20 protein-coding genes are annotated in these 22,347 nt (G+C 63.4%); 9 read left to right on the forward strand and 11 right to left on the reverse strand.

Annotation, left to right across the window (positions count from 1 at the left end; translation table 11 throughout):
* Positions 1-142: 142 nt before the first annotated feature.
* Positions 143-1,045: a LysR family transcriptional regulator gene (locus Q0P52_RS04405; protein ID WP_293766878.1), complete on the reverse strand. Its 903-nt coding sequence runs from the start codon at positions 1,043-1,045 to the stop codon at positions 143-145.
* A gap of 123 nt (positions 1,046-1,168) precedes the next feature.
* Here Q0P52_RS04405 and Q0P52_RS04410 point away from each other — a divergent pair, with 123 nt between their 5' ends.
* Together Q0P52_RS04410 and Q0P52_RS04415 are read left to right on the forward strand one after the other, a co-directional pair.
* A complete protein-coding gene (locus Q0P52_RS04410; RefSeq protein WP_293766876.1) occupies positions 1,169-2,029 on the forward strand; it encodes an MBL fold metallo-hydrolase in 861 nt (286 codons plus the stop codon).
* Positions 2,023-2,718, forward strand: a complete 696-nt coding sequence (locus tag Q0P52_RS04415) for a DsbA family protein (protein WP_293813667.1) — start codon at positions 2,023-2,025, stop codon at positions 2,716-2,718. Before Q0P52_RS04410 ends, Q0P52_RS04415 begins: the two co-directional genes overlap by 7 nt.
* 89 nt (positions 2,719-2,807) lie before the next feature.
* Here Q0P52_RS04415 and Q0P52_RS04420 read toward each other — a convergent pair whose 3' ends face one another.
* Positions 2,808-3,737 (reverse strand): LysR family transcriptional regulator, encoded by a 930-nt coding sequence (locus Q0P52_RS04420; RefSeq protein ID WP_293765033.1) that lies wholly within the window; start codon positions 3,735-3,737, stop codon positions 2,808-2,810.
* Positions 3,738-3,885: 148 nt separating this feature from the next.
* Here Q0P52_RS04420 and Q0P52_RS04425 point away from each other — a divergent pair, with 148 nt between their 5' ends.
* Both Q0P52_RS04425 and aguB read left to right on the forward strand, forming a co-directional pair.
* Positions 3,886-4,977: a polyamine ABC transporter substrate-binding protein gene (locus tag Q0P52_RS04425; protein ID WP_293765032.1), complete on the forward strand. Its 1,092-nt coding sequence runs from the start codon at positions 3,886-3,888 to the stop codon at positions 4,975-4,977.
* 65 nt (positions 4,978-5,042) lie between these two features.
* Positions 5,043-5,945, forward strand: coding sequence for an N-carbamoylputrescine amidase (aguB, locus tag Q0P52_RS04430; protein WP_366061818.1), 903 nt, complete (start codon positions 5,043-5,045; stop codon positions 5,943-5,945).
* A 116-nt stretch (positions 5,946-6,061) separates the two neighbouring features.
* Here the strand turns inward: aguB and Q0P52_RS04435 are convergent, their stop codons facing one another.
* From Q0P52_RS04435 to Q0P52_RS04445, 3 genes are all read right to left on the reverse strand, one after another.
* Positions 6,062-8,329, reverse strand: coding sequence for a hypothetical protein (locus Q0P52_RS04435; RefSeq protein ID WP_293765030.1), 2,268 nt, complete (start codon positions 8,327-8,329; stop codon positions 6,062-6,064).
* Positions 8,316-9,536 carry a DUF3142 domain-containing protein gene (locus Q0P52_RS04440; protein WP_293765028.1) on the reverse strand — a complete coding sequence of 407 codons (1,221 nt, stop codon included), beginning with the start codon at positions 9,534-9,536 and terminating at the stop codon, positions 8,316-8,318. The genes Q0P52_RS04435 and Q0P52_RS04440 overlap by 14 nt, the downstream gene beginning before the upstream one ends.
* Positions 9,537-9,667: 131 nt before the next feature.
* Positions 9,668-10,816 carry a SpoIIE family protein phosphatase gene (locus Q0P52_RS04445; RefSeq protein WP_293765026.1) on the reverse strand — a complete coding sequence of 383 codons (1,149 nt, stop codon included), beginning with the start codon at positions 10,814-10,816 and terminating at the stop codon, positions 9,668-9,670.
* Between the two features lie 364 nt (positions 10,817-11,180).
* On the opposite strand from Q0P52_RS04445, the gene Q0P52_RS04450 reads away from it, so the two are divergent.
* Positions 11,181-11,945: a class I SAM-dependent methyltransferase gene (locus Q0P52_RS04450; protein WP_293765024.1), complete on the forward strand. Its 765-nt coding sequence runs from the start codon at positions 11,181-11,183 to the stop codon at positions 11,943-11,945.
* Between the two features lie 59 nt (positions 11,946-12,004).
* Here Q0P52_RS04450 and Q0P52_RS04455 read toward each other — a convergent pair whose 3' ends face one another.
* From Q0P52_RS04455 to tadA, 3 genes are read right to left on the reverse strand one after another with little or no spacing between them, the layout of a single operon-like run.
* A complete protein-coding gene (locus Q0P52_RS04455) occupies positions 12,005-12,421 on the reverse strand; it encodes a DUF2721 domain-containing protein (protein WP_293765022.1) in 417 nt (138 codons plus the stop codon).
* A 5-nt stretch (positions 12,422-12,426) separates the two neighbouring features.
* On the reverse strand, positions 12,427-13,086 hold the full coding sequence (locus Q0P52_RS04460; RefSeq protein WP_293765020.1) for a L,D-transpeptidase: 660 nt from the start codon (positions 13,084-13,086) through the stop codon (positions 12,427-12,429).
* Entirely contained in the window at positions 13,083-13,856 is a 774-nt protein-coding gene (tadA, locus tag Q0P52_RS04465) for a tRNA adenosine(34) deaminase TadA (protein ID WP_293765018.1), read from the reverse strand. Before tadA ends, Q0P52_RS04460 begins: the two co-directional genes overlap by 4 nt.
* Before the next feature lie 19 nt (positions 13,857-13,875).
* Between tadA and Q0P52_RS04470 the strand changes: the two genes are divergently transcribed.
* Positions 13,876-14,985 (forward strand): hypothetical protein, encoded by a 1,110-nt coding sequence (locus tag Q0P52_RS04470; RefSeq protein WP_293765016.1) that lies wholly within the window; start codon positions 13,876-13,878, stop codon positions 14,983-14,985.
* A 62-nt stretch (positions 14,986-15,047) separates the two neighbouring features.
* Here Q0P52_RS04470 and Q0P52_RS04475 read toward each other — a convergent pair whose 3' ends face one another.
* The 3 genes from Q0P52_RS04475 to Q0P52_RS04485 are packed head-to-tail and all read right to left on the reverse strand — an operon-like array spanning position 15,048 to position 16,035.
* On the reverse strand, positions 15,048-15,323 hold the full coding sequence (locus Q0P52_RS04475) for a hypothetical protein (protein WP_293765014.1): 276 nt from the start codon (positions 15,321-15,323) through the stop codon (positions 15,048-15,050).
* A gap of 1 nt (position 15,324) precedes the next feature.
* The gene (locus tag Q0P52_RS04480) at positions 15,325-15,711 is read right to left on the reverse strand and encodes a phage holin family protein (RefSeq protein ID WP_293765012.1); all 387 of its coding nucleotides are present in this window, start codon (positions 15,709-15,711) and stop codon (positions 15,325-15,327) included.
* A 9-nt stretch (positions 15,712-15,720) separates the two neighbouring features.
* Complete coding sequence (locus Q0P52_RS04485) at positions 15,721-16,035, reverse strand: DUF883 family protein (RefSeq protein ID WP_293765010.1); 315 nt, start codon at positions 16,033-16,035, stop codon at positions 15,721-15,723.
* A 532-nt stretch (positions 16,036-16,567) separates the two neighbouring features.
* On the opposite strand from Q0P52_RS04485, the gene Q0P52_RS04490 reads away from it, so the two are divergent.
* From Q0P52_RS04490 to adeC, 3 genes are read left to right on the forward strand one after another with little or no spacing between them, the layout of a single operon-like run.
* On the forward strand, positions 16,568-17,728 hold the full coding sequence (locus tag Q0P52_RS04490; RefSeq protein ID WP_293765008.1) for an efflux RND transporter periplasmic adaptor subunit: 1,161 nt from the start codon (positions 16,568-16,570) through the stop codon (positions 17,726-17,728).
* Positions 17,729-17,743: 15 nt separating this feature from the next.
* Positions 17,744-20,890: an efflux RND transporter permease subunit gene (locus Q0P52_RS04495; RefSeq protein WP_293765007.1), complete on the forward strand. Its 3,147-nt coding sequence runs from the start codon at positions 17,744-17,746 to the stop codon at positions 20,888-20,890.
* Positions 20,890-22,338 (forward strand): AdeC/AdeK/OprM family multidrug efflux complex outer membrane factor, encoded by a 1,449-nt coding sequence (adeC, locus tag Q0P52_RS04500; RefSeq protein WP_293765005.1) that lies wholly within the window; start codon positions 20,890-20,892, stop codon positions 22,336-22,338. Before Q0P52_RS04495 ends, adeC begins: the two co-directional genes overlap by 1 nt.
* The last annotated feature ends 9 nt before the right edge of the window (positions 22,339-22,347 follow it).

Consider the following 22,347-nt stretch of genomic DNA (forward strand, 5'->3'; position numbering starts at 1 on the left):
TACGAAAGGTGCTGCTTATGGCCCGATTCTGTGCCAAATGTCGTGCAAATTATGAGGCGCGGCCGGGCTAATTCTAGGTGTCAAAATTCGTGCAAATGGGTGCCAAATAGCGCGCCGCGTTACAGGACTTATGGTTTTTTGATCACGTCCAGGCTGGCCAGGGCTGCGCTTGCAGATGCGTCTGCAGAAAATCGAGCAGGGTGCGCAAGGTTAGCGGCAATTGGCGGCGCGAAGGATAGAGCGCGTAAATGCCCATGCTGACCGGCGTCCAGTCCGGCAGCAGCGCGGTCAGTTCGCCGCTGGCCACCAGCGGCTCCACCAGATAGGTAGGTTGCAGGGCAATGCCTGCGCCGTGGCGCGCCGCCTGCAGCAGCGCCACTGCTTCATTGGCGCTGAGCCGGCCATTGACGCGTGCCGTCACCCGTTCCTCTCCCCGCGTCAATGTCCATTCGCTGCGGCCGAAATGGCTGTAGCTCAAACAGTGATGACGAGCCAGATCGCTTGGCTCCAGCGGCGTGCCGTGCGCCGCAAGATAGGCGGGCGAGGCCACGATCATCGAGGCGCAGTCGCCCAGCCGTCGTCCCACCAGCCCCGGGTCGGGCTCATTGGTGATGCGCAGCGCCAGATCAATGCGTTCTTCGATCAGATTGACGGCGCGGTCGCTCATCTGCAGGTCGATGCGCACTTGCGGATACAGGGCCAGGAAGCGGCCGATCAGCGGAGCAAGCTGCGCCATGCCGAAGGACATGCTGGTGGTCAGGCGGATCTGCCCGCGCAGTTGGCCGTCGCGCAGGCCCGCTTCTTCACGCGCGCCTTCGGCCAACCTCAGCATTTCCTGGCAGCGCGTCAGACAGTCCGCCCCGGCGTCGGTGAGGGTGACAGAACGGGTGGAGCGTTGCAGCAAGCGCGCGCCCAGCCAGCTTTCCAGCGCCGCGATGTAGCGCGTCACCATGGCGCGCGACATGTCCAGTTCATCGCCTGCGGCGGTGAAGCTGCCCAGTCGGGCCACTTCGGTAAAAACCTGCATGGCTGTGAGTCTGTCCATTATTTGCTCTATTTTTGCAACAATGATGTGCATTTTAGCGGATTTATCTGCTCGGTTTCCATTGCTACAGTAGCGCCATGTTCAACGGCGGGCTGCTCCGCCACCGAGAAAAAGGATCTCATCATGCTGCGCAAAACCGTTCTGACCGTCTCCCTGGCGCTGGCTTCCCTGGCTGCCGAGGCCGCGCCGCTGCAACTGTCTGTCTACAACGCCGACGAGAACAGCTTCAATGTCACTTCCGTGCTGGTAAGCGGCGACAAGGACGCGGTGCTGATCGACACCGGCTTCACCCGCGCCGACGCCTACCGCATTGCCGCCAGAGTGCTGGACAGCGGCAAGCAACTGAAAACCATTTATGTCAGCCAGGCTGATCCGGACTACTATTTCGGCGCGGCGGAGCTGAAGAAGATTTTCCCGCAGGCCGAGCTGGTGGCCGCCGCGCCGACGCTGGCCAAAATCCAGGCCAATATTCAGGGCAAGATGGCGTTCTGGGGCCCCAAGATGGGCAATAACGCACCGCTGACCGTTACCTTGCCGCAAGCGCTGAAGGGCGACCGCATCATGCTGGAAGGCCAGGCGATCGAAGTGCGCGGCACGCAAGGCCCGCTGGCGCATCGCGGTTATGCCTGGATTCCGTCCATCAAGGCCATCGTCGGCAATGTGGGGGTGGTGGCGGGTTTGCATGTGTGGACGGCTGATACCCAGAGCAAGGCCGAGCGCCAGGCCTGGATCAAGCAACTGGACGAAATGGAAGCGTTGCGCCCGGCCGTCGTGGTACCGGGCCACATGCTGGCTGGTCAGGCGATGGATGTATCCGCCATCCGTTTCACTCGTGATTATCTGCAACAGTTTGAAACCAGCCTGGCGTCTTCGGCCAACAGCGCCGAACTGATTTCCCGTATGCAGCGGGCTTTCCCCAAGGCTGGTGAAGCGATGTCGCTGGAAATCGGCGCCAAGGTCAACAAGGGCGAGATGAAATGGTAAACGCAACGCTGCACTACATTTACGATCCGTTTTGCGGCTGGTGCTACGCAGCCTCCCCGCTGATGCGCGCCGCCGCCGGGCTGGAGGGCCTCAGGCTGGAGCTGCACGCCGGCGGCATGATGAGCGGTCCGGCGCGCCAGATGGTGTCCCCGGCTTTGCGCGACTACGTGATGCCGCATGATCACCGCATCGCCGCCATGACCGGCTTGTCTTTTGGCGAGGCGTATTTCGAAGGGCTGCTGCGCGACAACACCGCGGTGTTCGATTCCACGCCGCCCATTGAGGCGGTGCTGGCCTTCGGCAAACTGGGCGGCCAGCCGCAAACCATGCTGGCCCGCCTGCAGCAGGCGCATTACCAGCAGGGCCGCCGCATTGCCGATGAGGCGGTGCTGCTGGAGCTGGCGCAAGAGTTGGGGCAGTCTGCGGAGGCTTTCAGTCAAGCCCTGCAGTCGGTGAAGGCCGAAGCGGAGGCGCATATTGCCGCCACCCGCCAGCTGATGAGCCAGACTGGCGTACGCGGTTTCCCTGCTTTGCTGATGGAGCGCGATGGTCAGTGGCAGCGCATCGATTTGTCGTCCTGGCTGGGCCAGCCGGAGGCCTTTGCCGCCGCCTTGCGCGATAGCCTGCCGCAAGCGGACGCCGCCGATGGCGCATTCTGCACGCCGGAGGGTTGCCAGCCCGGCGGCTGATCTTCTCGTATTGTTCGCATGAAAAGCCGCGCCTGTCAGACAGGCGCGGCTTTTTCTTTTGCGCGCCAGCCCCGACTGCGGGTTGCGCATCAGCGCAGCAAGCGCTCGATGCGCGTTTCGGTTTCGGCCAGGCGAGCTTCCACCGCCTCCACCAGCACTTTGACCTTGGGCGAGCCGCGCCGGCTGGCCGGGTAGACGGCGCACAATTGCGCATCGCCAAAGCTGGCGCTGCTGAAGCGCCAGTTGGTCAGCAGCGGGACCAGTTCGCCGCGCTCCAGATACGCGGTCACGCTCCATTGCGGGCAGGGGAGGATGCCTGCGCCGTCCAGCGCGGCCTGTAGCGCCAGATTGTAGCTGTCGGTGGTGATGGCGCCTTTGGGCTCCACGGCGTGCTGTTCTTGCTGGCGGGAAAAGTGCCACAGTGTACTGAGCATGGGGTGGCGATAGACCAGACAGTCGTGCTGCGTCAGCGCCTCCGGCGTGGCCGGCTGGCCGCGCGCGGCCAGATAGGCCGGGCTGGCGCACAACAGGGTGCGGTTGTTGCCGATGGCGCGCACGATCTGGTTGGGTAGTTCGTAGTTGCCCATGCGGAAGGCCAGGTCGTAGCCCTCGCCGACGATGTCGACATAGCGGTCGGACAGCTGGATATCCAGCTGCAAGCCGGGGTGGGCGGCGGCGATGCCGGCGCTGAGCGGCCCCAGCACGGCGCGGCCGAAAGAATGGGCACAGGTAACCTTGAGCAGGCCGTGCGGCGCGCCGTCGCGCTCCAGTAAGCGGCGGCGGCCTTCGGCGAACTTTTGCGTCACTTCATATGCGGTGGCCAGACACAACTGGCCGGCCTCGGTCAGCCGGAGCTGGCGGGTGGTGCGCTCCAGCAGCCGCGCGCCCATCGCGTCTTCCAGCGCGGCCAGGTTTTTGGTGACCGCCGAGGGCGTGCGATCCAGTCGGCGCGCGGCCTGACTGAGGCTGCCTTCCTCTACCACGGCAATGAAGGTTTCCAGTGCGCCGAGTCGATCCATGATGATTATTTCCTGTATGGAAAAACAGCTGTGCGATCCAGGGCAAAAATGCGTGAAGGTTTTTGAATTAGTATCACAAAAAAGACGATGCAGCCCACTGCACGGACAGAAACGCCAATAACACACCGTAGTCACAAAGGATCAGGATATGAAACGTTTCACCTCCGCCTTGCTGGCCGGCCTGCTGTTTGGCCATGCCTCCGCTCATGCGGCGCAGCAAACGCTCAACATCTACAACTGGGGCGAGTATTTCGCGCCGGACACCATCAGCGCTTTCGAAAAGGAAACCGGCATCAAGGTGCGGCTGGATGTGTACGACAGCAACGAGACGCTGCAGGCCAAGCTCACCACCGGCCACGCCGGCTATGACCTGGTGTTTCCGTCCAATAATTTTCTCGCCCGGCAAATCCAGGCGGGGCTGTATCAAAAGCTGGACAAGAGCAAGCTGGGCAATCTGAAGAACCTGGACCCGCAGGTACTCAAGCGCGCGCAGGAGGTAGACCCGGGCAACCAGTACAGCTTGCCGTACATGCAGGGCACCACCGGCTTGGGCATCAATGTGGCCAAGGTGGAGGCGGCCATCGGCGGGCCGCTGCCGGCCAATACGCTGGACTTGCTGTTCAAGCCGGCCTACGCCGCCAAGCTGAAGCAGTGCGGCATCGCGGTGAACGATGCCGGCAGCGAGGTGTTTCCCATGGCGCTGCGCTATATAGGGCGCGACCCCAACAGCGTGAGCGCGCAGGATTATCAGGCGGCAATGACCATGCTCAAACAGGTGCGCCCGTATATCCGTCACTTTGTGTCCACGCCCGTGATGAATGATCTGGCCACCGGCGAAGTCTGCCTCGTCACCGGCTATTCCGGCGCCGTGCTGGTGGCTTCGCAGCGAGCGCAAGAGGCAAAGAACGGTCAGAAGGTGGTTTACAGTTTGCCGAAGACCGGCGCCACCTTCTGGTTCGACAGCATGGCCATTCCCAAGGGCGCGCCCAATGTGGAGAACGCCCATCGCTTCATCAACTATCTGCTGCGTCCGGACGTGGCGGCCCGCATCAGCAATACGGTGATGTACCCGAACCCGAATCTGGCGGCCACGCCGCTGGTGGACAAGCGGCTGACCGGCAACCCCAATATCTACCCGGACGCTCGCGCCATGCAGACCTTGTGGGTACAGCGTCCTTTCGCCCCGGAAACCCTGCGCATGCAGACCCGCCTGTGGACGCAGTTCAAGACCGGGCTGTAAAACCGGACAACCCCGCCGTGCTGCCGGCCATCGCTTCGTCGGCGCGGCAATAATATGGAGACAACATCATGCGCAACGTTACCGTCGCCGCCGTCCAGTTTGCTTGCGACTGGGACCTGCAAGCCAATCTCGCCCGCGCCGAGGCCCTGATCCGCCGCGCCGCCGCGCAGGGCGCGCAGGTAATCCTCATCCAGGAGTTGTTCAAGGCGCCGTATTTCTGCATTGATCAAAGCCCGGAGCATCGCAAGTTGGCCGAAAGCGTGGGCAGCGCCGACACCATTGCCCTGTTCCGCCGACTGGCGGCCGAGCTGCAGGTGGTGTTGCCCTGCAGTTTCTTCGAGAAGGCCAACAACGCCTATTTCAATACCGTGGCCATGGTGGATGCCGACGGCGCGGTAATGGGCCTTTATCGCAAGACGCATATTCCCAACGGGCCTGCCTATCAGGAAAAGCAATATTTCACTCCCGGCGATACCGGCTTCAAGGTGTGGCCAACCCGTTACGGCAAGATTGGCGTGGGCATCTGCTGGGATCAGTGGTTTCCGGAAACCGCCCGCTGCATGGCGCTGCAAGGCGCGGAGATGCTGCTGTTTCCCACCGCCATCGGCAGCGAGCCGGCGTTCCCCGAGCAGGACAGCCAGCCGCACTGGACGGTGGTGCATCAGGGCCATGCCGGCATGAACCTGCTGCCGGTGATTGCCTCCAACCGCATCGGCACAGAGCGCAGCCGCTATGAGCCGGGGCTGGAAATGACCTTCTACGGTTCCTCGCTGATTGCGGATCACCATGGGCAGATCGTGGCGCAGGCTAGTCGCGATCAGGAGGAGATCCTGCTGCACACCTTTGATCTGGACGCCATCGCCACCGACCGCGAAGGCTGGTTCGTATTCCGCGACCGCCGCCCGTCGCTGTACCGTGCGCTGCTGACCATGGACGGCGTTAACGTGGATGCCGCCGCGCATTTCTGAGCCATCCCTCGCTGGCGACAAGGCCCGGTCTGTACAGACCGGGCCTTGCGTTTCCTGCCGACTGCTTCGCGCTACGCCTACCCTGCGCTTGCAGGGCGGGATGTTGCTGGTTGGCGTTATCGGAGCCGGGCAAGCCTGCGCCAGCGGTAAAACAGCAGGCCGGCCAAGCCCGAAAAGACCGCAGCGCCTGCCGCCCAGCCGCGGTGGCCGTGCCACCAGCCCTGTGCCTTGCGCCAGACGGTTCTGGCCTGTTGCGGGTAAGGGAACAGCGCCGCTTCGACAAACCGCGGCTCAGGACACTGTTGGCCGAAGAGCGCATCGCTGGCGAGATAAGCGCCCTGTTTGACATAGCGGTGATAAAACGCCATCGCCAGGCTGTTATCGGTGTTGTGCATGCGCTGCGCGCCGGCGCACAGCACGGCGGAGAAGGCCTGGGAGCGGGGCGGCAGCAAGTCTCCGGCCTTGCTCAGATACCCGGCGGCCACATAGCGATAATGGAAGCGTTTCAGTGGCTGGCTTTCGCTGGCGGCGAAGCGCCCGCTTTCGCCTCCGGTAACGCCCACCCCTTGCAGCAGCCGCTTCTCCCTTCCCTGCGGTGACAGCGGCGAGTGGGAGATGTCCGGCAGCTCGCGCCGGCCGGAGCCTTCTGCATAGTTGCCGCCCATATCGGTGTAGTCAGGATCTTGTTCGTAGCCCATCAACTCCATGCCGTCGTAATGGGCCAGACTGGCGGCGCGGAACCATCCCTGCGCCTTGCGCGCGGAGCCCAAACCGTTTTCAGCCTGTCGCAAAGCGTCACGGTACTGCCGGGCCAGGGTGGCAAGCCGCTCGTTGTCGTTGGAGGGGATGCCGTCGCTTCCAATGGCTGGCGCATTGGCATCCTCGGGGAAATAGGGCAGGGCTTCATCAATGCGATGCTCGCGCACCAGACGTCGCGCCAGCAGATAGCGCAGCTGCCGCCAGGCGGGGTTGGGCGAACCGTCAGCCTGTGCGGGCGGGACGGGCTGGTGGTCGATATAGGCTTTGAGCTCGCTGCTGGTGAGTACGCGTTCAGCAACATAAGCCATGTCGTTGCTGTAATCGGTGAGCGCGCCCAGATGGCCGGCTGTGGCCGGACCTTCCTGACGCTGGCGGCTGCCCTGATAGAGATAATCCAGCGCTTCCACATACTGCCCGCGCGACAAGGCAAGTACGCCTTGCTCGCCTTTGATCATCATCGCGCCGGCAGGCTCCAGACTTTTATCCGCCAGCGGAAACGCCTTGGCTGCCAGCGCGTAATGACGCACAGCGGCGGCGCCGTCACCGTCGCGCAGGGCCAGTTTGGCTAGCAGCCAGTGGGAAAGCGCATTGTCGCTTTGCAGGGCAAGTTGCCGGGCCAAAGGATACCGACCCATGCGGTAGGCCAGCGCGGCCAGCCGGTTTGTGCTGGCGCGGTCGGCGAGGCCGCGCCGCTGTATGTTGTCCAGCAGGTATGCCAAGACCTTGTTGGGCTCCAGGTTCGGCTCGCCGCGAGCCGCATCCGGCAAGCCGGTCAGGGAGGGCGCAATGCTGTAGTAAGTGTCGGATTGAGACTTGTCTATCGCCGTGTCGCCAATGCGCGCAAGGCCGTAACTGACCAGCAAGCGCCGGCTGGTGACATCGTCCACCAGCGCATCGATACGCTGCGTATCCTGCAAAGCCCAGTCGGCGATGATGGCGAGGGAGTTTTCTCCGTTATTGGCGATGGCTTGCGACAACTGGCCCGTCAGTGCGGGTTGATCCCCTTGCGCTGTTTGCTCCGCATAAAGCCGGATTGCCGCTTTCAGGCCCGCCGGGGCAATGCCGGCGGCGCAGGGCGTGCGGTTGAGGAAACTGACATAGCTGCATTGCTGGCCGCTATTGGTGTTGCGCAATTCCAGCAGGGCCTGCTCACCAAGGCTAAGCAGCGACAGTTCATCCGGGTCCGGCACGCCGCAGGCGGCCAGCCCCCGCACGCGGCGGTAGGCCTCGCGAGCGGCGGCAAGGCGGGCATCGCAAGCTTTGCCGGGTTTGCAATCTGCGGCTGCGTCGCGGGCGCTTTCCGCGTCGGCCATGGCGTGCGCCAGCAACGCGGGCTCGGCGCGTTGGCCGGGAGCGAGGCCAGGGCATCGCGCCGGCTGCGGCGTTGCCAAGCGAGCAGCTTCGTAATGGAAACTGTTGGCGGGCGTGCCCAGCAGCGTGCCTTGCCGGTCATCCAGCAACTGATTGGGAAACATGGGACCACAGGCGTATACCGCCACGCCGCCGGCAAGAACGCCGGCCAGCGTCAGCCAGCGCCGTTTGTCGCCAGCCAGCCAGAGCAGGGCGCGACGCATGGTGGCGCGGGCTTGCCGCAAGTTTTTCCCGGTGGTGTCAGTCTTGGACATGAATATCCTTTGCGGCGTCCAGTTGTTCACAGCGCAGCCAGCCGGCTTGCCGCCGTTCGCCGGCGCGCAGCAAGGCCGGTTGTTTCAGGTGCAGGAACGGTCCGTCCTTGCCGTAGTCCAGCGCGTAGCCACCGCTGCCGTCCGCCGCCATGCAGCGGGATGGCCAGCGAATGGCGGAGGGCAGCAGAGCGTCGGCGTTGCCCCGGTTGGCGAGCCAGAGTTCGTACAGGCCGGGCGCGGGCTGGCGTTGCGTCAGTTCGATCGTGCTGCGCAAGGGCTGGCGGCTGAGTACGGCGCGCCAGCTGGTCAGGCTCCAGGCCCGCCGGTCGTCGCGGGTGGGTAGGCGGAACCACACCAGGCCGGCCAGGCCTGCGGGCCGGCGTTTTTCCAACTGCTGCACGAAATCGGCCATCTCAGCCGGTGTCACCAGCAACTCCCGGCTTGCGCCGCCGGCGGAGGCCAGCAGGGGCGTTTCGCTTTCGGCCCCGGCCAACCTGCCGGCGCGGTCCCACACGACGCGGGTGCCATAGGTGGGCAGGGCGATCCGCCAAGGGCGACCGGTGCGTTCGGCAAACCTTTCAGCCCAGTCCAGCGCGATGGGCCCGTCAAACAACCCTTGTGCCGGATTGCGTACCGCATGTACTTGCAGTACGGCTTCATCCGGCACCGCCAGCAGCGCAGTCAGCGCCGCAGGGTTGTCCAGCCAGGCCGGCAAGGCGGTGATGGACAAGGGCAAAGCGGGCGGCAATTGCGCGCGCAGACGGCCAAGGAAAGCCCGGTAGTTGTCCAGCCTGGCCGTGCCGCAGTCGTAATCTACTTCCACGCCGGCCAGCCGCAGGCCTCGGGCTTGCCATTGATCCAGCGTACTCCGGATCAGCGCCAGGGCTTGCGCCTCATCCCAGCGGGCGGTCTGACCGTTCAGGCGGAATACAGCTACCACGCCGGGCTGGCTGGCGCGCAGGCTCTGCCAATCCGGCTGCATCACCCGCCATTGGCCCGTCGTGGGGCCGGTCTCCAGTTCCGCCGCCAGCACCCGCCAGCGTTGCACCAGCTGCTGCTGATCGCGCAGGGCGTCAGTCAGCGCAGGCGTCCACTTGCGCTGCCAGATGTAAGCGTCGTTGGGCAGCGGCGCGGGTGGGCTGCAAGCGGCCAGCCCCAGCGCGACAAGCGGCAGCAGCCAGACAGGAACGGAATGCGAAGCGGACACTGTGCGATACGGGAAGGGCGGAAGTGAAAGAGGCCAGGCTCAAGCCCGGGTCGGCTGGGCTTGATTAAAGCACAGGAAATGACAATGGGGTAGCTGGCGCGGCGGTACTGGTCGCTGGGCAGTATGGCCGTTCAGGGGCAGCGCACCACCACCAGCGAAATGTCATCCTGGGTTTCCACGCGGCCCAGATGAGCCGACACGGCGTGGGTGATGGCGCCCTGAATGTCGCGCGTGCGTGCGCCTTGGGCCGCTCGCACCACGCCGTCGTTGCCGAACGCCTGGCCTGCGGGGTTGCGTGCCTCGGTAATGCCGTCAGAGCACACAATGACCGAGCCTGCGTCCTGCCATTGATAGAGATCGAGGCTGGCGTCAAATGCCTCGTCGGGCAGAATCCCCAGCGGCGGGCAGCGCGACACGAACTCGCGTTCCAGCACGCCTTGCTGATTCACATACAGCGCGCAGGGTATGCCGCCGTTCCACACGGCGATGCGGCGTTGCTGGTAATCCACCTCAATCAGCGCGGCCGCCACAAAACGGCCAACCGGCAGAATGCCGTGCAGCTTGCGGTTGATGGTGCGGATGACATCCTGCATCGGCAGCTGCCGGTCGGTCATGGCAAAGAAGGTGTCCACCGCCGGCAGGCCGCAGATGGCCGCCGTCAAGCCGTGGCCGGTGCTGTCGGCCAGCATGAGGCGATCCAATCCGGCCTTGCTGCGGCGAATGCAGATGGTGTCGCCGCTGAAGTTCATGGCCGGCAGCTGCCATTGCTGGATATTGGGCGGCGTGTGGTCGGCGCGGCGGGTAAAGCGGTCGAGAATCATGCGGGCAAAAGCCTGCTCCTGCTCATTGGCGCGGTAATAGGCTTCCAGCCGTTCGGCGTCGGCTGCGATGCGTTGCTGCATGTCGGCGATGCGCAACAGCACATTGAGCTTGGCGGTGAGCAGCTCCATGTCCACCGGCTTGATGAGGTAGTCGTCGCCGCCGGTTTCCAGCCCGCGCAGCAACTGTTCGCGGTCAGACACTGACGTGAGGTAGATGATGGGAATCCAGTGCTCGCCCATCAGTTGGCGGATGGCGCGGGTGGCGGCGAAACCGTCCATCACCGGCATGGCCACATCCATGAAGATGGCGTCGGGGGGATCAATCCGGCACAGCTCCAGCGCTTGCGCGCCGTTCTCCGCCATCACTGCTTCATGCCCCAGCCGTTTGATGAATTCTCCCATCAGCAATCGACTGATCTTGCTGTCTTCTGCAACCAGGATTTTTAGCTGTCGGGTCATGCGATAGGCCTTGTCGGGCGGGCTGTAGCGGATGCGGTGCGGGCATGCGGGCCGTCTCGCGCTTGCGCGATGGCTGCGCTAACTATAGCGCGCCGGGTTGGAGCCTGCCATCGCGAGCGGCGGTTTTGTTCCGGGTTTTATTCGGTAGAAAGTCCTAATTGCGCAACTTTGCGTATTGTCGGGTCAAGAGTTTTGCCAGTTTGCCGATATGATGATGACTGTCAGAAATGTCTGTCCTGCATAAACACCCAGTCTGATAACATGACTATGTTTTCATAATTCATCATGTGAAAATGATGAATGATTAAAACGGCTTGGGAGTAAATCGAGCAGCTCTTCATCAAGATCTGGAAGCGAGACTGCCGTGAGCACAATTATGGATAGCAAGGCGATAGCCACATTCGAGCTGTACTCCGATCGTTACGCCCGTTTTCGGCCCGTGTACCCGGACGGCCTGTATCAATGGCTGCTGACACAAACAAGGGGCGCGCAAAAGGCGTGGGATTGCGCTACCGGCACCGGCCAGGCCGCCGTGCAGCTGGCGCGCCATTTCGATCGGGTGGAGGCTTCCGACATCAATGCCAGCCAGCTGATGATGGCCGAGCTGCGCGCCAATCTGCATTATCTGACCTGCCCGGCGGAGCACCCGCCCTATCTGGACAACAGCTTTGATCTGATCACGGTGGCGCAGGCGTTGCATTGGTTCGATCGTGAAGAATTCTGGCCGCAAGCTGCGCGCGTGCTGCGCCCGGGCGGGGTATTCGCCGCCTGGGGTTACGACTGGTTCTACGCCACGGCGGAAATCAACGACGCCATGCGTTTTTACAGCGCGGTGATCGAGCCGTTCTGGTCCAGCAGCACCCAGTTGCTGTGGGATGGCTACCGCGACTGCGGCATGCCTTTCGCGCCCATTGCCGCGCCGTCATTTGAAATTGTCATGGACTGGAATCTGGAACAGCTATTGGGTTTCATCCAGACTTGGTCGGCGCACAAAATGTGCGTGCAAAGCTTGGGGCAGCATGTGCTCGACGACGCGCGCAAGCGTCTGGCCAAGGCATGGGGCGAACCTACCATCCTGCATCGCATTACGCTGCCATTGCATCTGGTGGTTGGCCGAAAGCCGGATTGAGAGTTGAGACGAAAAGCAAAAACGGCGGGATTTCCCGCCGTTTTTGTCTGGCTGCGCCTTCAGGATTTTGCTTGTTCAGATTCCGCTTCCAGGTCGGACAGCAAGATGTTCAGCGCGTCGGACGAGCGGACCAGTTCCCACAAGGACACCGCCAGCGAGGCGATCATCAGCAGCAGGCTGGCGCCGAAACTGATTTCCGCTGTTTGCGGCCAGCCGGTGTAGATCTGGAACATGGCCAAGGTGCAGAGAAACAGGCTGGCCACGCCAAGAAACTGCATCCATTTGATGAGCATGATGCGGGTGCGCAAATTGCCTATCTGCTGCAGGATCTTGGGGTTGTGGTCTTGCTGGTAGTCGGTGTAGAGATTGCGGATGATGCCGGCAAGGCCGAGAAAGCGGTTGGTATATGCCAGCAACAGCAGCGAAATGGCGGGAAAGAGCAGGGCCGGGGTATTCAGGCTCAGAAGATTGTGCATGGTGGTCAGGCGTTCTCGTCTATCAGTACGTCAATGCCGTTCGGCGCGCTGTCGAACAGTCGGATTACATCGGGGTTTTTCATGCGCACGCAGCCCAGCGAGGTGGGCGTGCCCCATTCCACATGGTCGCCTGCGCCGTGGATATAAATGGCGCGGTCGTAGCTGTCCACCTCGCCACCCTGGTTGCGGCCGGGTTCGTCGCCGCATAGCCACAGGATGCGGGTGAGGATCCAGTCCTTGTTGGGGTACTGCTGGTGCAACTCGGCCGTGTATTTCCACGGTGTCACCTTGCGGCGGAAGATGATGGTGTTTTCTTCCGCGCCGTCGCCCAGTTTGTCGCACACATGATGCCAGCCGCGCGGCGTCTGGTAGCTGCCGGTTTTCTCGCCCACGCCGCGCCGGGCGGTGGAGACGGTGTAACGTTGCTGGATCTGCCCCCAGCCATCAAACAATGTCAGGGTTTGGCTGCGCACACCCACGCGTATCCACGGTGCGCCATAGTGGCGGGCGTTGGCTTCGGCGGGCAGCAAGGGGCCGTCACGCTGGGCGTTCAGGATGAGTTCCGCCGCCGCTTCGGCGCTGTCCGGCAGAGGCAGGACATCTTCGGCAAACCCCTGTCGGGCAAGGACCAGCAAGGCCAGCGACACGATGACTCGGCGCATCATGCTTCACTCTCCTGATGGCTAGCGCGGCGGGCGGCGAAGAAACGGCTCAGCCGCTCGGCGCAGTCTTCGGCCAATACGCCGCCAAAGACCGCCGCATGATGGTTGAGGCGATGATCGGCGAACAGATTCACCACGCTGCCGGCCGCGCCGGTCTTGTTTTCCGCGGCGCCGTACACCACCCGAGCGACGCGCGCGTGAAGCAGCGCGCCGCCGCACATGCAGCATGGCTCCAGTGTGACATACAGCGTGCAGCCGTCCAGTCGGTAATTACCCTCGCTACGGGCGGCGTCGCGCAACGCCATCATCTCGGCGTGAGCGGAGGGGTCGTGTGCGCTGACTGGCTGGTTGAAGCCGCGTCCGATGATGCGGCCATCCTTGACCACTACCGCGCCTACGGGCACCTCGCCCAGCGCGGCGGCTTTGTCGGCTTCGGCCAGTGCTTCGCGCATGAAGCGTTCCGCCTCTTCGCGCGCTGGCGGCAGCGCCACCGGCGGGTGGGCGGCCAGCGCGGCCAGCAGATTTTGCTTGTTGGTGTCACTCAGTTCGGACCAGTGACAGCCTTGCCGGGCGGCTTCCAGAGCCATCAGCAGCTTGCGAGTGACGGTATGGCCCGCTGCTTTCAGCAACAAAAAGGCGCGTACCGCGCCGGCGGCGTCCAGTGCGGCGCGATCGGCAATACCCAGCTCGCGCAGCCAGAGAACGGCGGCGGGCGGCAGTGGCGGAGAGCTCAAGGGCGCGGAGGCGCTGTTGTGCGGGGTGTCGGGCGTCATGCTGTCATTTTACTGGTAAATGCCGCTGCTGCCGCGCTGGTGTGTCTCTATGCGCAGGAGCACCTTGCATGAACCATGGAGAGAGGTGAGCGGTTTTTATTTCAGCTCTCAATATTTGCTGAAAATAGCCGATAACTTTATCTGTAAGCATCTTGCAGACAGTGATTCTCCCGCCATGAACCCCATCCAGTTCCGGATTTCCACTGCCGTCTGGCGCACTGCCAGCCCGGCCGCCCGCTCTCAGACGACGCCGGCCGGGGCTTCGGCAAACGTGGTTGCCAGCGTCGGTTCCAGTGTCGCCAGCGCCTTGCAGGACAGCAAGAACGCCTTGACGCAAAACCTGCTGGACAGCTGGCGCCGCCAGCAATCGACCAGCCTCGCTAGCAACGGCGCGGCATCTTCCTCCGCCAAACAGATCGACTCCAGTCGGTTGGAGGATCTCAGACAACGAGCGAAAATGTTGCGCCAGATGATGCTGATGGCGGGCAAGGACAAAGGCAGCTTGCGCGCCATCGCCTTACAGCTGAAGCAGATTGTCGGCGAGTTGCGCCAACTGGTGGGCGCGGGCAGCAGTGATGGAGCATCCGGTCAGGATGCCGCCATGGCGGTATCGGTAAAGGGCAGTGATGCCCAATCGGGACAAGGCGGGCAAGACGCCGGCGCAGGGGCGGATGCCGGCAGCGATGCGGCGGCGGATCAGTCCGGCGCTCAAGCGGCGCAGACGGTGGCCGGCGATAGCCAGAATCCGGTGCAGAGCGCAGATGCGAACCAGGCCCAGAGCCAAAGCGGCAATAGCGGCAGTGCGACGGCGGCCGGCGGTGATAACGCTACAGTTCAGGCGCACGCCAATCTGGGCAGCGCGTCCGGCGGCATGGCGCAATTGCAGTTACAAACGCTGATCAGCGATCTCAAGTCGATTCAGGAATGGTTGAAACAGAAGGCCCGGCAGATGAAGGATGATGGTCTGAAAGACGCATTGGCCGGGATCGACAAGGATTTCAAGGCGATCGACGAAGCATTGCAGGGCGGAGACTCAAGCAGTGCGGGCAGTGATGCCAGCGTCACTGCAGCGGCGGACGCGAGCGCGGCGGATGCCGGCGTTGGCACGCAGGTGAACGTGACCGCGTAGCGGCGGCGCAGTCGGACAAAAAAATGGCGACCAGAAGGTCGCCATTTTTGTTTGCGGGGTTGTCAGCGCGGCCAGAACTTGCGCGCCAACTGCCACAGCAGATAGAAACGCCCGGCTTTGCGCAGCCAGCCGCGCAGCGTCTCCGACGGCAGGGCTTCGCCCAGCAGCGCCGTCAGTTTGCCGAAGCGGCTGTGCGAGGCGGCGGCTTGCAGGCCCTCGCCGGCCAGCCCCAGGGGCGAACGGCGGAGGGTTTGCAATTCCAGCTTCAGTTTGACCCGCAGCGCTTCCCCTTTCATCAGGAGCAGTTGCTTGCGGGTGGCTCTTTCCTGTGGCGACATGTCAGCTCCGGCCGCTCAGGCTGTCCCAGTCCTTGCGGACTTCGGCAAACGTGGCGGCAAAGGGGGGCTGGCTGTCGTGCGCCTGACGGCGCAGCCGGGCCAGCAGGGCCAGGCCGCCGCCAAGGCCGATCAGCATGAAGCCGCCCAGCAACCAGGGACGCACGGCTTCCGGCGTCAGCACCGCCACCAGCAGCAGCGCGGCCAGGAGGCCGATCAGCAGCAGCACCAGCGCCAAACCGCCCAGAAACAGCGCCGCCAGCAGCCGGTCTTTCTGCTCCTCCGCCTCCAGCGCCAGCAGTTCGGCGCGGGTGAGCAGCAAGGAAAACACCCCGCCGATAAAGGAGCGAAGGCTCCCGGGGCGGGGTGCGTCATGACGGGAGGAGGTCATCAGTCAGAATCAGCGACGGGATACCAGCATGCCCAGCAGGAAGCCGACGCCAGCGGCGATGCCGATGGATTTCCACGGGTTTTCATGCACGTAGTTGTCGGTGGCCTTGGCGGCAACCTTGGCCTTGCCGACGATGACTTGCTCGGCTTCCACCAGGCGGGCCTTGGCCACTTTCAGGTTTTCCGCCACGCGCTTGCGCAGCTCGCGCGCCTTTTCACCGCCTTCGTCGCTGGCGGCGCCAAGCAGATCTTCGGTGCTGGCCAGCACTTCACGGACGTCTTCCAGCAGTTGTTCCTTTTCTTGGGTCAATGCAGCGTTCGACATGTGGGTCTCCTTGGTTCGGGTTGCTCAAAAATGAAGTGGGACCGGCCCAAGCAAGGGCCGGTTCCGCAAAACGGTCCTTTCACCGTATCAGCGGCCCGTAGGGGCGTCAAATGATGAAGGTCGGCGGCTTGATCCAGGGGCAGGATTGCCGGAGACGCCGCGCCAGGATTCACGCATGGCGCGCCATGTGGTCGGCATGGAGTTGGAGCGCTGCCGCATGGCATGTGGACTGGAACGGGGGAAGGGCGCTGCGCCCACAATGGCCATAGGGCCTTGCCCCGCTTGACTTTGCGCAAGAGAGGCAGGGGGAGAGTCGCGAGTGTTGCATTGCGGCATCAGTCATGCGGTTTACATGTAATTTCATGCAAACAGAGCGGTAAACATACAAACTCGTACGTATACTCCGATAGTTCGAACAGAAATTACTTAGACGTTTGGCCGAGTTCGCCACGCATGAGCGTTGCCGGTCCCGGCCCGGCGCCAAGCCTGACACACACCTCCCCCAAAAACCTATATGAAGTGGAGTGCAGCCATGCACATCAAGCAAGCCTCCCCCACCCTGCAGGCAGCGGCGGCCGTATTGCTGACCCTGACGCTCAGCAGTTGCGGCCAGCAACAGGCCGGTGGCCAGCAGCAACAAGGGCCGGCCAAGGTCGGCGTGCTGACGCTGTCCGCGCAGGACACCGTGGTCAGCAAAGAATTGCCGGGCCGGGTGTCGGCCTTCACCGTGGCCGACGTGCGGCCGCAGGTGGGCGGCATCATTCAGAAGCGCCTGTTTGCCGAAGGCTCGGAAGTGAAGGCCGGCCAGACGCTGTATCAGATCAATCCGGAAACCTATCGCGCAGCCTACCAGACCGCCGAGGCCGCACTGCAGAAAGCGCAGGCCACGCAGGTATCGGCCGAACTGAAAGCCAAGCGTTACGCCGAACTCATCCAGATAAAGGCCATCAGCAAGCAGGACAATGACGACGCCCAGGCCGCCTGGCTGCAGGCCAAGGCCGACGTGGCCTCCGCTAAGGCCGCGCTGGAAACCGCGCGTATCAATCTGTCCTACACCAGCATCACCGCCCCGGTGAGCGGCCGCATCGGCAAATCCAGCGTTACAGCCGGTGCGCTGGTTACCGCCAATCAGGCGGCGGCGCTGGCCACTATCCAGCAACTGAGCCCGGTGTATGTGGATCTGACCCAGTCCAGCGTGGACATGCTGCGCCTGCGCCGAGATTTTGCGTCCGGCGCGCTGCATGGGCAAAACGGCAAGGCCCGCGTGAAGCTGATTCTGGAAGATGGCAGCGAATACACCACGGCCGGCGAACTGGAGTTTTCCGATGTGACGGTGGACGCCGGTACCGGCATGGTGACCTTGCGCGCCGTGTTCCCCAATCCGCGCGCCGAGCTGTTGCCGGGCATGTTCGTGCGCGCCCGGCTGGAGCAGGGCGTGCGCAATCACGCCATCCTGGTGCCGCAGCAGGCCGTGTCGCGCAATCAGAAGGGCGAGCCCACTGTGATGGTGGTGGGGCCGGACAACAAGGCCGCGCTGCGCGTGATCAAGACCACCCAGACCGTGGGCAGCCGCTGGCTGGTGGATGGCGGCCTGGCCGCTGGCGACAAGGTGATTGTCGAGGGTCTGCAGAAGGTGCAGGACGGCATGCCGGTGAAGCCGGAGCCGTTGCAAGCCGCTTCCGCCGCCAAGTGATACGGGGATATGTGAATGTCTAGATTCTTTATTGACCGGCCGATTTTCGCCTGGGTGATCGCCATCGTGATCATGCTGGCGGGCCTGCTGTCCATCCGGACGCTGCCCGTTTCGCAATACCCGGCCATCGCGCCGCCGCAAGTGGCCATCAATGCCACCTATCCGGGCGCTTCCGCCAAGACGGTGGAAGACAGCGTGACACAGGTCATCGAGCAGAAGATGCAGGGCATCGACCATCTGCGCTATATGTCTTCCACCAGCGACGACAACGGCGCGGTTACCGTAACCCTGACTTTTGATGCGGGCACCAACCCGGACATCGCGCAGGTGCAGGTGCAGAACAAGCTGCAATCGGCCATGTCCGTGCTGCCGACCACCGTGCAGCAGCAGGGCATTACCGTTACCAAGTCGGCGCGCAACTTCCTGATGGTGGTGGGCTTTGTTTCCGAAGACGGCAGCATGAACGGCACCGACCTCGGCGACTATGTGGCCAGCAATCTGCAGGACACCCTGAGCCGCGTCAGCGGCGTGGGCGAGGTGACGCTGTTCGGTTCGCAATACGCCATGCGCGTGTGGCTGGACCCGAACAAGCTGCACAGCTACAGCCTGACCACCTCTGACGTGACCAGCGCCATTTCCTCGCAAAACGCGCAAGTGTCGGCCGGGCAGTTGGGCGGCTTGCCAGCCAAGCCGGGTCAGCAGCTCAACGCCACCATCGTGGCGCAAACCCGTCTGTCCAGCCCGGAGCAGTTCGGCAAGATCCTGTTGAAGGTGAACACGGACGGCTCTCGCGTGCTGCTGCGCGACGTGGCCCGCATCGAGCTGGGCGCGGAAACCTACCGCACCAACGCGCTGTTCAATGGCAAGCCGGCTACCGGCGTGGCCATCAAACTGGCCAGCGGCGCCAATGCGCTGGATACCGCGCAAGCGGTGCGCGACAAAGTGAAAGAACTGTCGGCCTACTTCCCCAAGGGCGTGAAGGCGGTCTACCCGTACGACACCACGCCGTTTGTGAAAATCTCCATTGAAGAAGTGGTGAAAACCCTGGTGGAGGCGGTGGGGCTGGTGTTCCTGGTGATGTATCTGTTTTTGCAGAACTTCCGAGCCACACTAATTCCCACCATTGCAGTGCCGGTGGTGCTACTGGGTACTTTCGGCGTGATGGCGGCCACTGGTTTTTCCATCAACACCCTCACCATGTTCGGCCTGGTGCTGGCCATCGGCCTCTTGGTGGATGACGCCATTGTGGTGGTGGAAAACGTGGAGCGGGTGATGGGCGAGGAGGGCTTGTCGCCGCGCGAGGCCACGCGCAAATCCATGGGCCAGATCACCGGCGCGCTGATCGGCATCGCGCTGGTGCTGTCGGCGGTATTTGTGCCGATGGCTTTCTTCGGCGGCTCTACCGGTGTGATTTATCGCCAGTTTTCCATCACCGTAGTGTCTTCCATGGTGCTGTCGGTACTGGTGGCGCTTATCCTCACCCCGGCCTTGTGCGCCACGTTGCTCAAACCGGTGGAAAAGGGCCATGCGCATGGCCATGAGCACAGCGGTTTCTTCGGCCGCTTCAACCGCCTTTTCGACAGCAGCAGCGAACGCTATCAAGGCGTAGTGGGCCGCATGCTGAAAAAGACCGGCCGCTACATGGTGATCTATCTGGTGATCATCGCTGCGATGGCGGTGATGTTCATGCGCTTGCCCACGTCCTTCCTGCCGGATGAGGACCAGGGCATTCTGTTTACCCAGGTGCAATTGCCGCCGGGCGCCTCGCGCGAGCGTACCGATGCCGTCTTGCAGCAGGTGCAGAAGCATTTCCTCAACGACCCGGCGGTATCCTCGCTGTTCACCGTGTCCGGCTTTAGCTTTGCCGGCAGCGGCCAGAACATGGGTCTGGGTTTTGTGCAGCTCAAGCCCTGGGACGAACGCAACCGGCCCGATCTCAGCGTGAAAGCCGTGGCCGGCCGCGCCATGGGCGCGTTCAGCCAGTTTCGCGACGCGATGGCCTTTGCCTTTGCGCCGCCAGCGGTGATGGAGCTGGGCAATGTGTCCGGTTTCGACCTGCAGTTGCAAGACCGTGCGGGCCTGGGGCACGACAAGCTGATGGCGGCGCGCAACCAGCTGCTGGGCATGGCGGCCAAGAACCCCAAACTGGTGGCGGTGCGCCCCAATGGCCTGAGCGACAACCCGCAGTTCAATTACGACGTGGACCATGAAAAAGCCAATGCGCTGGGCGTGGCCATCTCCGATGTGAACAACACCCTGTCCACCGCCATCGGTTCCTCTTACGTCAACGACTTCCTCGACCGCGGCCGGGTGAAGAAGGTGTACGTGCAGGGGGATGCGGACTACCGCATGTCGCCCGAAGACATGGGCAACTGGTATGTGCGCAACGCCACCGGCAACATGGTGCCGCTGTCCTCGTTGTCCAGTTCGCGCTGGAGTTACGGTTCGCCGCGCTTGGAACGCTATAACGGCCAGTCTTCGGTGGAAATCGTCGGTTCGCCGGCGCCGGGCGTCAGTACCGGCGTGGCCATGGCCGAGGTGGAAAAGCTGATTCAGCAATTGCCGGCGGGCATCGGCTACGAATGGACCGGCTTGTCCTATGAAGAACGTCTGTCCGGCTCGCAAGCGCCGGCGCTGTACGCCATTTCGCTGCTGATCGTCTTCCTTTGCCTGGCTGCACTGTACGAGAGCTGGTCCATCCCGTTCTCGGTGATGATGGTGGTGCCGCTGGGCGTCATCGGCGCACTGATGGCGGCAGGCGTGCGCGGTCTGTCCAACGACGTGTACTTCCAGGTGGGTCTGTTGACCACCATCGGCCTGTCGGCGAAAAACGCCATTTTGATCGTGGAGTTCGCCAAGGAGCAGCAGGAGCACGGCATGGGCCTGATCGAAGCCACCATGGAAGCCGTGCGCATGCGCTTGCGTCCCATCCTGATGACCTCGATGGCTTTCATCCTCGGCATTCTGCCGCTGGTGATCGCCCATGGGGCGGGCTCCGGCAGCCAGAACGCCATTGGTACCGGCGTGATGGGCGGCATGATTTCCGCCACCGTGCTGGCCATTTTCCTGGTGCCCGTGTTCTTTGTGGTGATCCGCAGCCGCTTCCCGGCCAAGCCGGGCAAGAGCGCGCAGCCGCAAGCCGCCGTTTCGGAGGAGCTGTAATGTCCGTATTCACCAAACTGTGTCTGGCCGGGGCCGTGTCGGCGGCGTTGTCCGCCTGCTCGCTGATCCCCGCCTACCAGCGTCCCGCCGCGCCGGTGGCGGCGCAGTGGCCAAGCGGCGAGGCCTATCAGGGTTTGCCGAAGGCCGAAGGCAAAGCCGCGGCCGATATCGGCTGGGAAGCATTTTTCGTCGATGACAAAATGCGTCGGCTGATCCGGCTGGCGTTGGAAAACAACCGCGACCTGCGCGTGGCGGCGCTCAATATCGAGTCTGCCCGCGCGCAGTATCAGATCCAGCGCGCCAGCCTGTTCCCTTCGGTCAACGCCAGCGTGTCCGGCAGCAGCCAGCGGGTATCCGGCGCCGCCAACGGCACCGGCCAGGCCAGCATAAGCCACAGCTATAGCGCCGGCCTGGGTTTCAGCGCATACGAACTGGATCTGTTCGGTCGCCTCTCCAGCTTGAAGTCGCAGGCGCTGGAGAATTATTTCAGCCTGGAAGAAACCCGCCGCGGCACGCAGATCACGCTGGTGGCGGAAGTGGCCAACGCCTGGCTGACCCTGCTGGCGGATAGCGAACGCCTGCAAGTGTCCCGGGCCACGCTGAGCTCGCAGCAGGAAACATTGGCGCTGACCCAGCGCAAGCTGGACATCGGCGCGGCCACCGCGCTGGACGTGAGCGAAGCGGAGACGCTGGTACAATCCGCCCGCGCCGAGGCAGCCAGTTACACCGCGCAAGTGGCGCAGGATGAAAACGCACTGGCCTTGCTCTTGGGTGGGCCGCTGCCGGCCGATTTGCAGAAAGGCGCCACGCTGGAAGGGCAGGCCCGTCTGGCTGATGTGCCCAGCGGCTTGCCGTCCGATTTGCTGGAGCGCCGCCCGGACATCCTGGCGGCCGAACACAGCCTGAAAGCCGCCAATGCCAATATCGGCGCGGCCCGGGCCAGGTTCTTTCCCAGCATCAGCCTGACTGCCAGCGCGGGCTCCGCCAGCAAGGACCTGACCGAGTTGTTCAAGGCCGGCTCCGGCAGTTGGAGCTTCAGCCCGTCGGTGAACCTGCCCATCTTCAACGCCGGCAGCCTCAGCGCCAATCTGGACGCGGCCAAGGTGGCAAAGGACATCTCGGTGGCGCAGTACGAAAAATCGGTACAGACCGCCTTCCGCGAAGTGGCGGACGCGCTGGCCGTGCGCGGCACCATCGACACCCAGTTGCAAGCGCAACAGGCCCTGGTGGCGTCCAGCGAAACCAGCGTCAAACTGTCTGAAGCGCGCTACCGCGTGGGGGTGGACAGCTACCTGTCGCTGCTCACCGCGCAGCGCAGCCTGTATTCCGCCCGGCAGAGCCTGATTGCCGCGCGGCTGAGCCAGGCGGCCAACCGGGTAACGCTGTACAAGGTGCTGGGCGGTGGTTGGCAGCCGTTGCAACAAGACGCTGCGAAGACGGCGGGTTGATCGGCGTCG

Origin of the sequence: uncultured Aquitalea sp., assembly GCF_945957525.1 — a bacterium.
Classification (GTDB): Bacteria; Pseudomonadota; Gammaproteobacteria; order Burkholderiales; family Chromobacteriaceae; genus Aquitalea.

What these genes read in the sequence shown, in the direction of transcription:
- Q0P52_RS04490 (WP_293765008.1), top strand. Translation starts at nt 16,568, where the DNA reads ATGCACATCAAGCAAGCCTCCCCCACCCTGCAGGCAGCGGCGGCCGTA.
- Q0P52_RS04470 (WP_293765016.1), top strand. Translation starts at nt 13,876, where the DNA reads ATGCCGCTGCTGCCGCGCTGGTGTGTCTCTATGCGCAGGAGCACCTTG.
- Q0P52_RS04485 (WP_293765010.1), bottom strand. Translation starts at nt 16,035, where the DNA reads ATGTCGAACGCTGCATTGACCCAAGAAAAGGAACAACTGCTGGAAGAC.
- Q0P52_RS04495 (WP_293765007.1), top strand. Translation starts at nt 17,744, where the DNA reads ATGTCTAGATTCTTTATTGACCGGCCGATTTTCGCCTGGGTGATCGCC.
- Q0P52_RS04410 (WP_293766876.1), top strand. Translation starts at nt 1,169, where the DNA reads ATGCTGCGCAAAACCGTTCTGACCGTCTCCCTGGCGCTGGCTTCCCTG.
- tadA (WP_293765018.1), bottom strand. Translation starts at nt 13,856, where the DNA reads ATGACGCCCGACACCCCGCACAACAGCGCCTCCGCGCCCTTGAGCTCT.
- Q0P52_RS04480 (WP_293765012.1), bottom strand. Translation starts at nt 15,711, where the DNA reads ATGACCTCCTCCCGTCATGACGCACCCCGCCCCGGGAGCCTTCGCTCC.
- Q0P52_RS04455 (WP_293765022.1), bottom strand. Translation starts at nt 12,421, where the DNA reads ATGCACAATCTTCTGAGCCTGAATACCCCGGCCCTGCTCTTTCCCGCC.
- Q0P52_RS04445 (WP_293765026.1), bottom strand. Translation starts at nt 10,816, where the DNA reads ATGACCCGACAGCTAAAAATCCTGGTTGCAGAAGACAGCAAGATCAGT.
- Q0P52_RS04420 (WP_293765033.1), bottom strand. Translation starts at nt 3,737, where the DNA reads ATGGATCGACTCGGCGCACTGGAAACCTTCATTGCCGTGGTAGAGGAA.
- Q0P52_RS04415 (WP_293813667.1), top strand. Translation starts at nt 2,023, where the DNA reads ATGGTAAACGCAACGCTGCACTACATTTACGATCCGTTTTGCGGCTGG.
- Q0P52_RS04435 (WP_293765030.1), bottom strand. Translation starts at nt 8,329, where the DNA reads ATGTCCAAGACTGACACCACCGGGAAAAACTTGCGGCAAGCCCGCGCC.
- adeC (WP_293765005.1), top strand. Translation starts at nt 20,890, where the DNA reads ATGTCCGTATTCACCAAACTGTGTCTGGCCGGGGCCGTGTCGGCGGCG.
- Q0P52_RS04460 (WP_293765020.1), bottom strand. Translation starts at nt 13,086, where the DNA reads ATGATGCGCCGAGTCATCGTGTCGCTGGCCTTGCTGGTCCTTGCCCGA.
- Q0P52_RS04405 (WP_293766878.1), bottom strand. Translation starts at nt 1,045, where the DNA reads ATGGACAGACTCACAGCCATGCAGGTTTTTACCGAAGTGGCCCGACTG.
- Q0P52_RS04475 (WP_293765014.1), bottom strand. Translation starts at nt 15,323, where the DNA reads ATGTCGCCACAGGAAAGAGCCACCCGCAAGCAACTGCTCCTGATGAAA.
- Q0P52_RS04425 (WP_293765032.1), top strand. Translation starts at nt 3,886, where the DNA reads ATGAAACGTTTCACCTCCGCCTTGCTGGCCGGCCTGCTGTTTGGCCAT.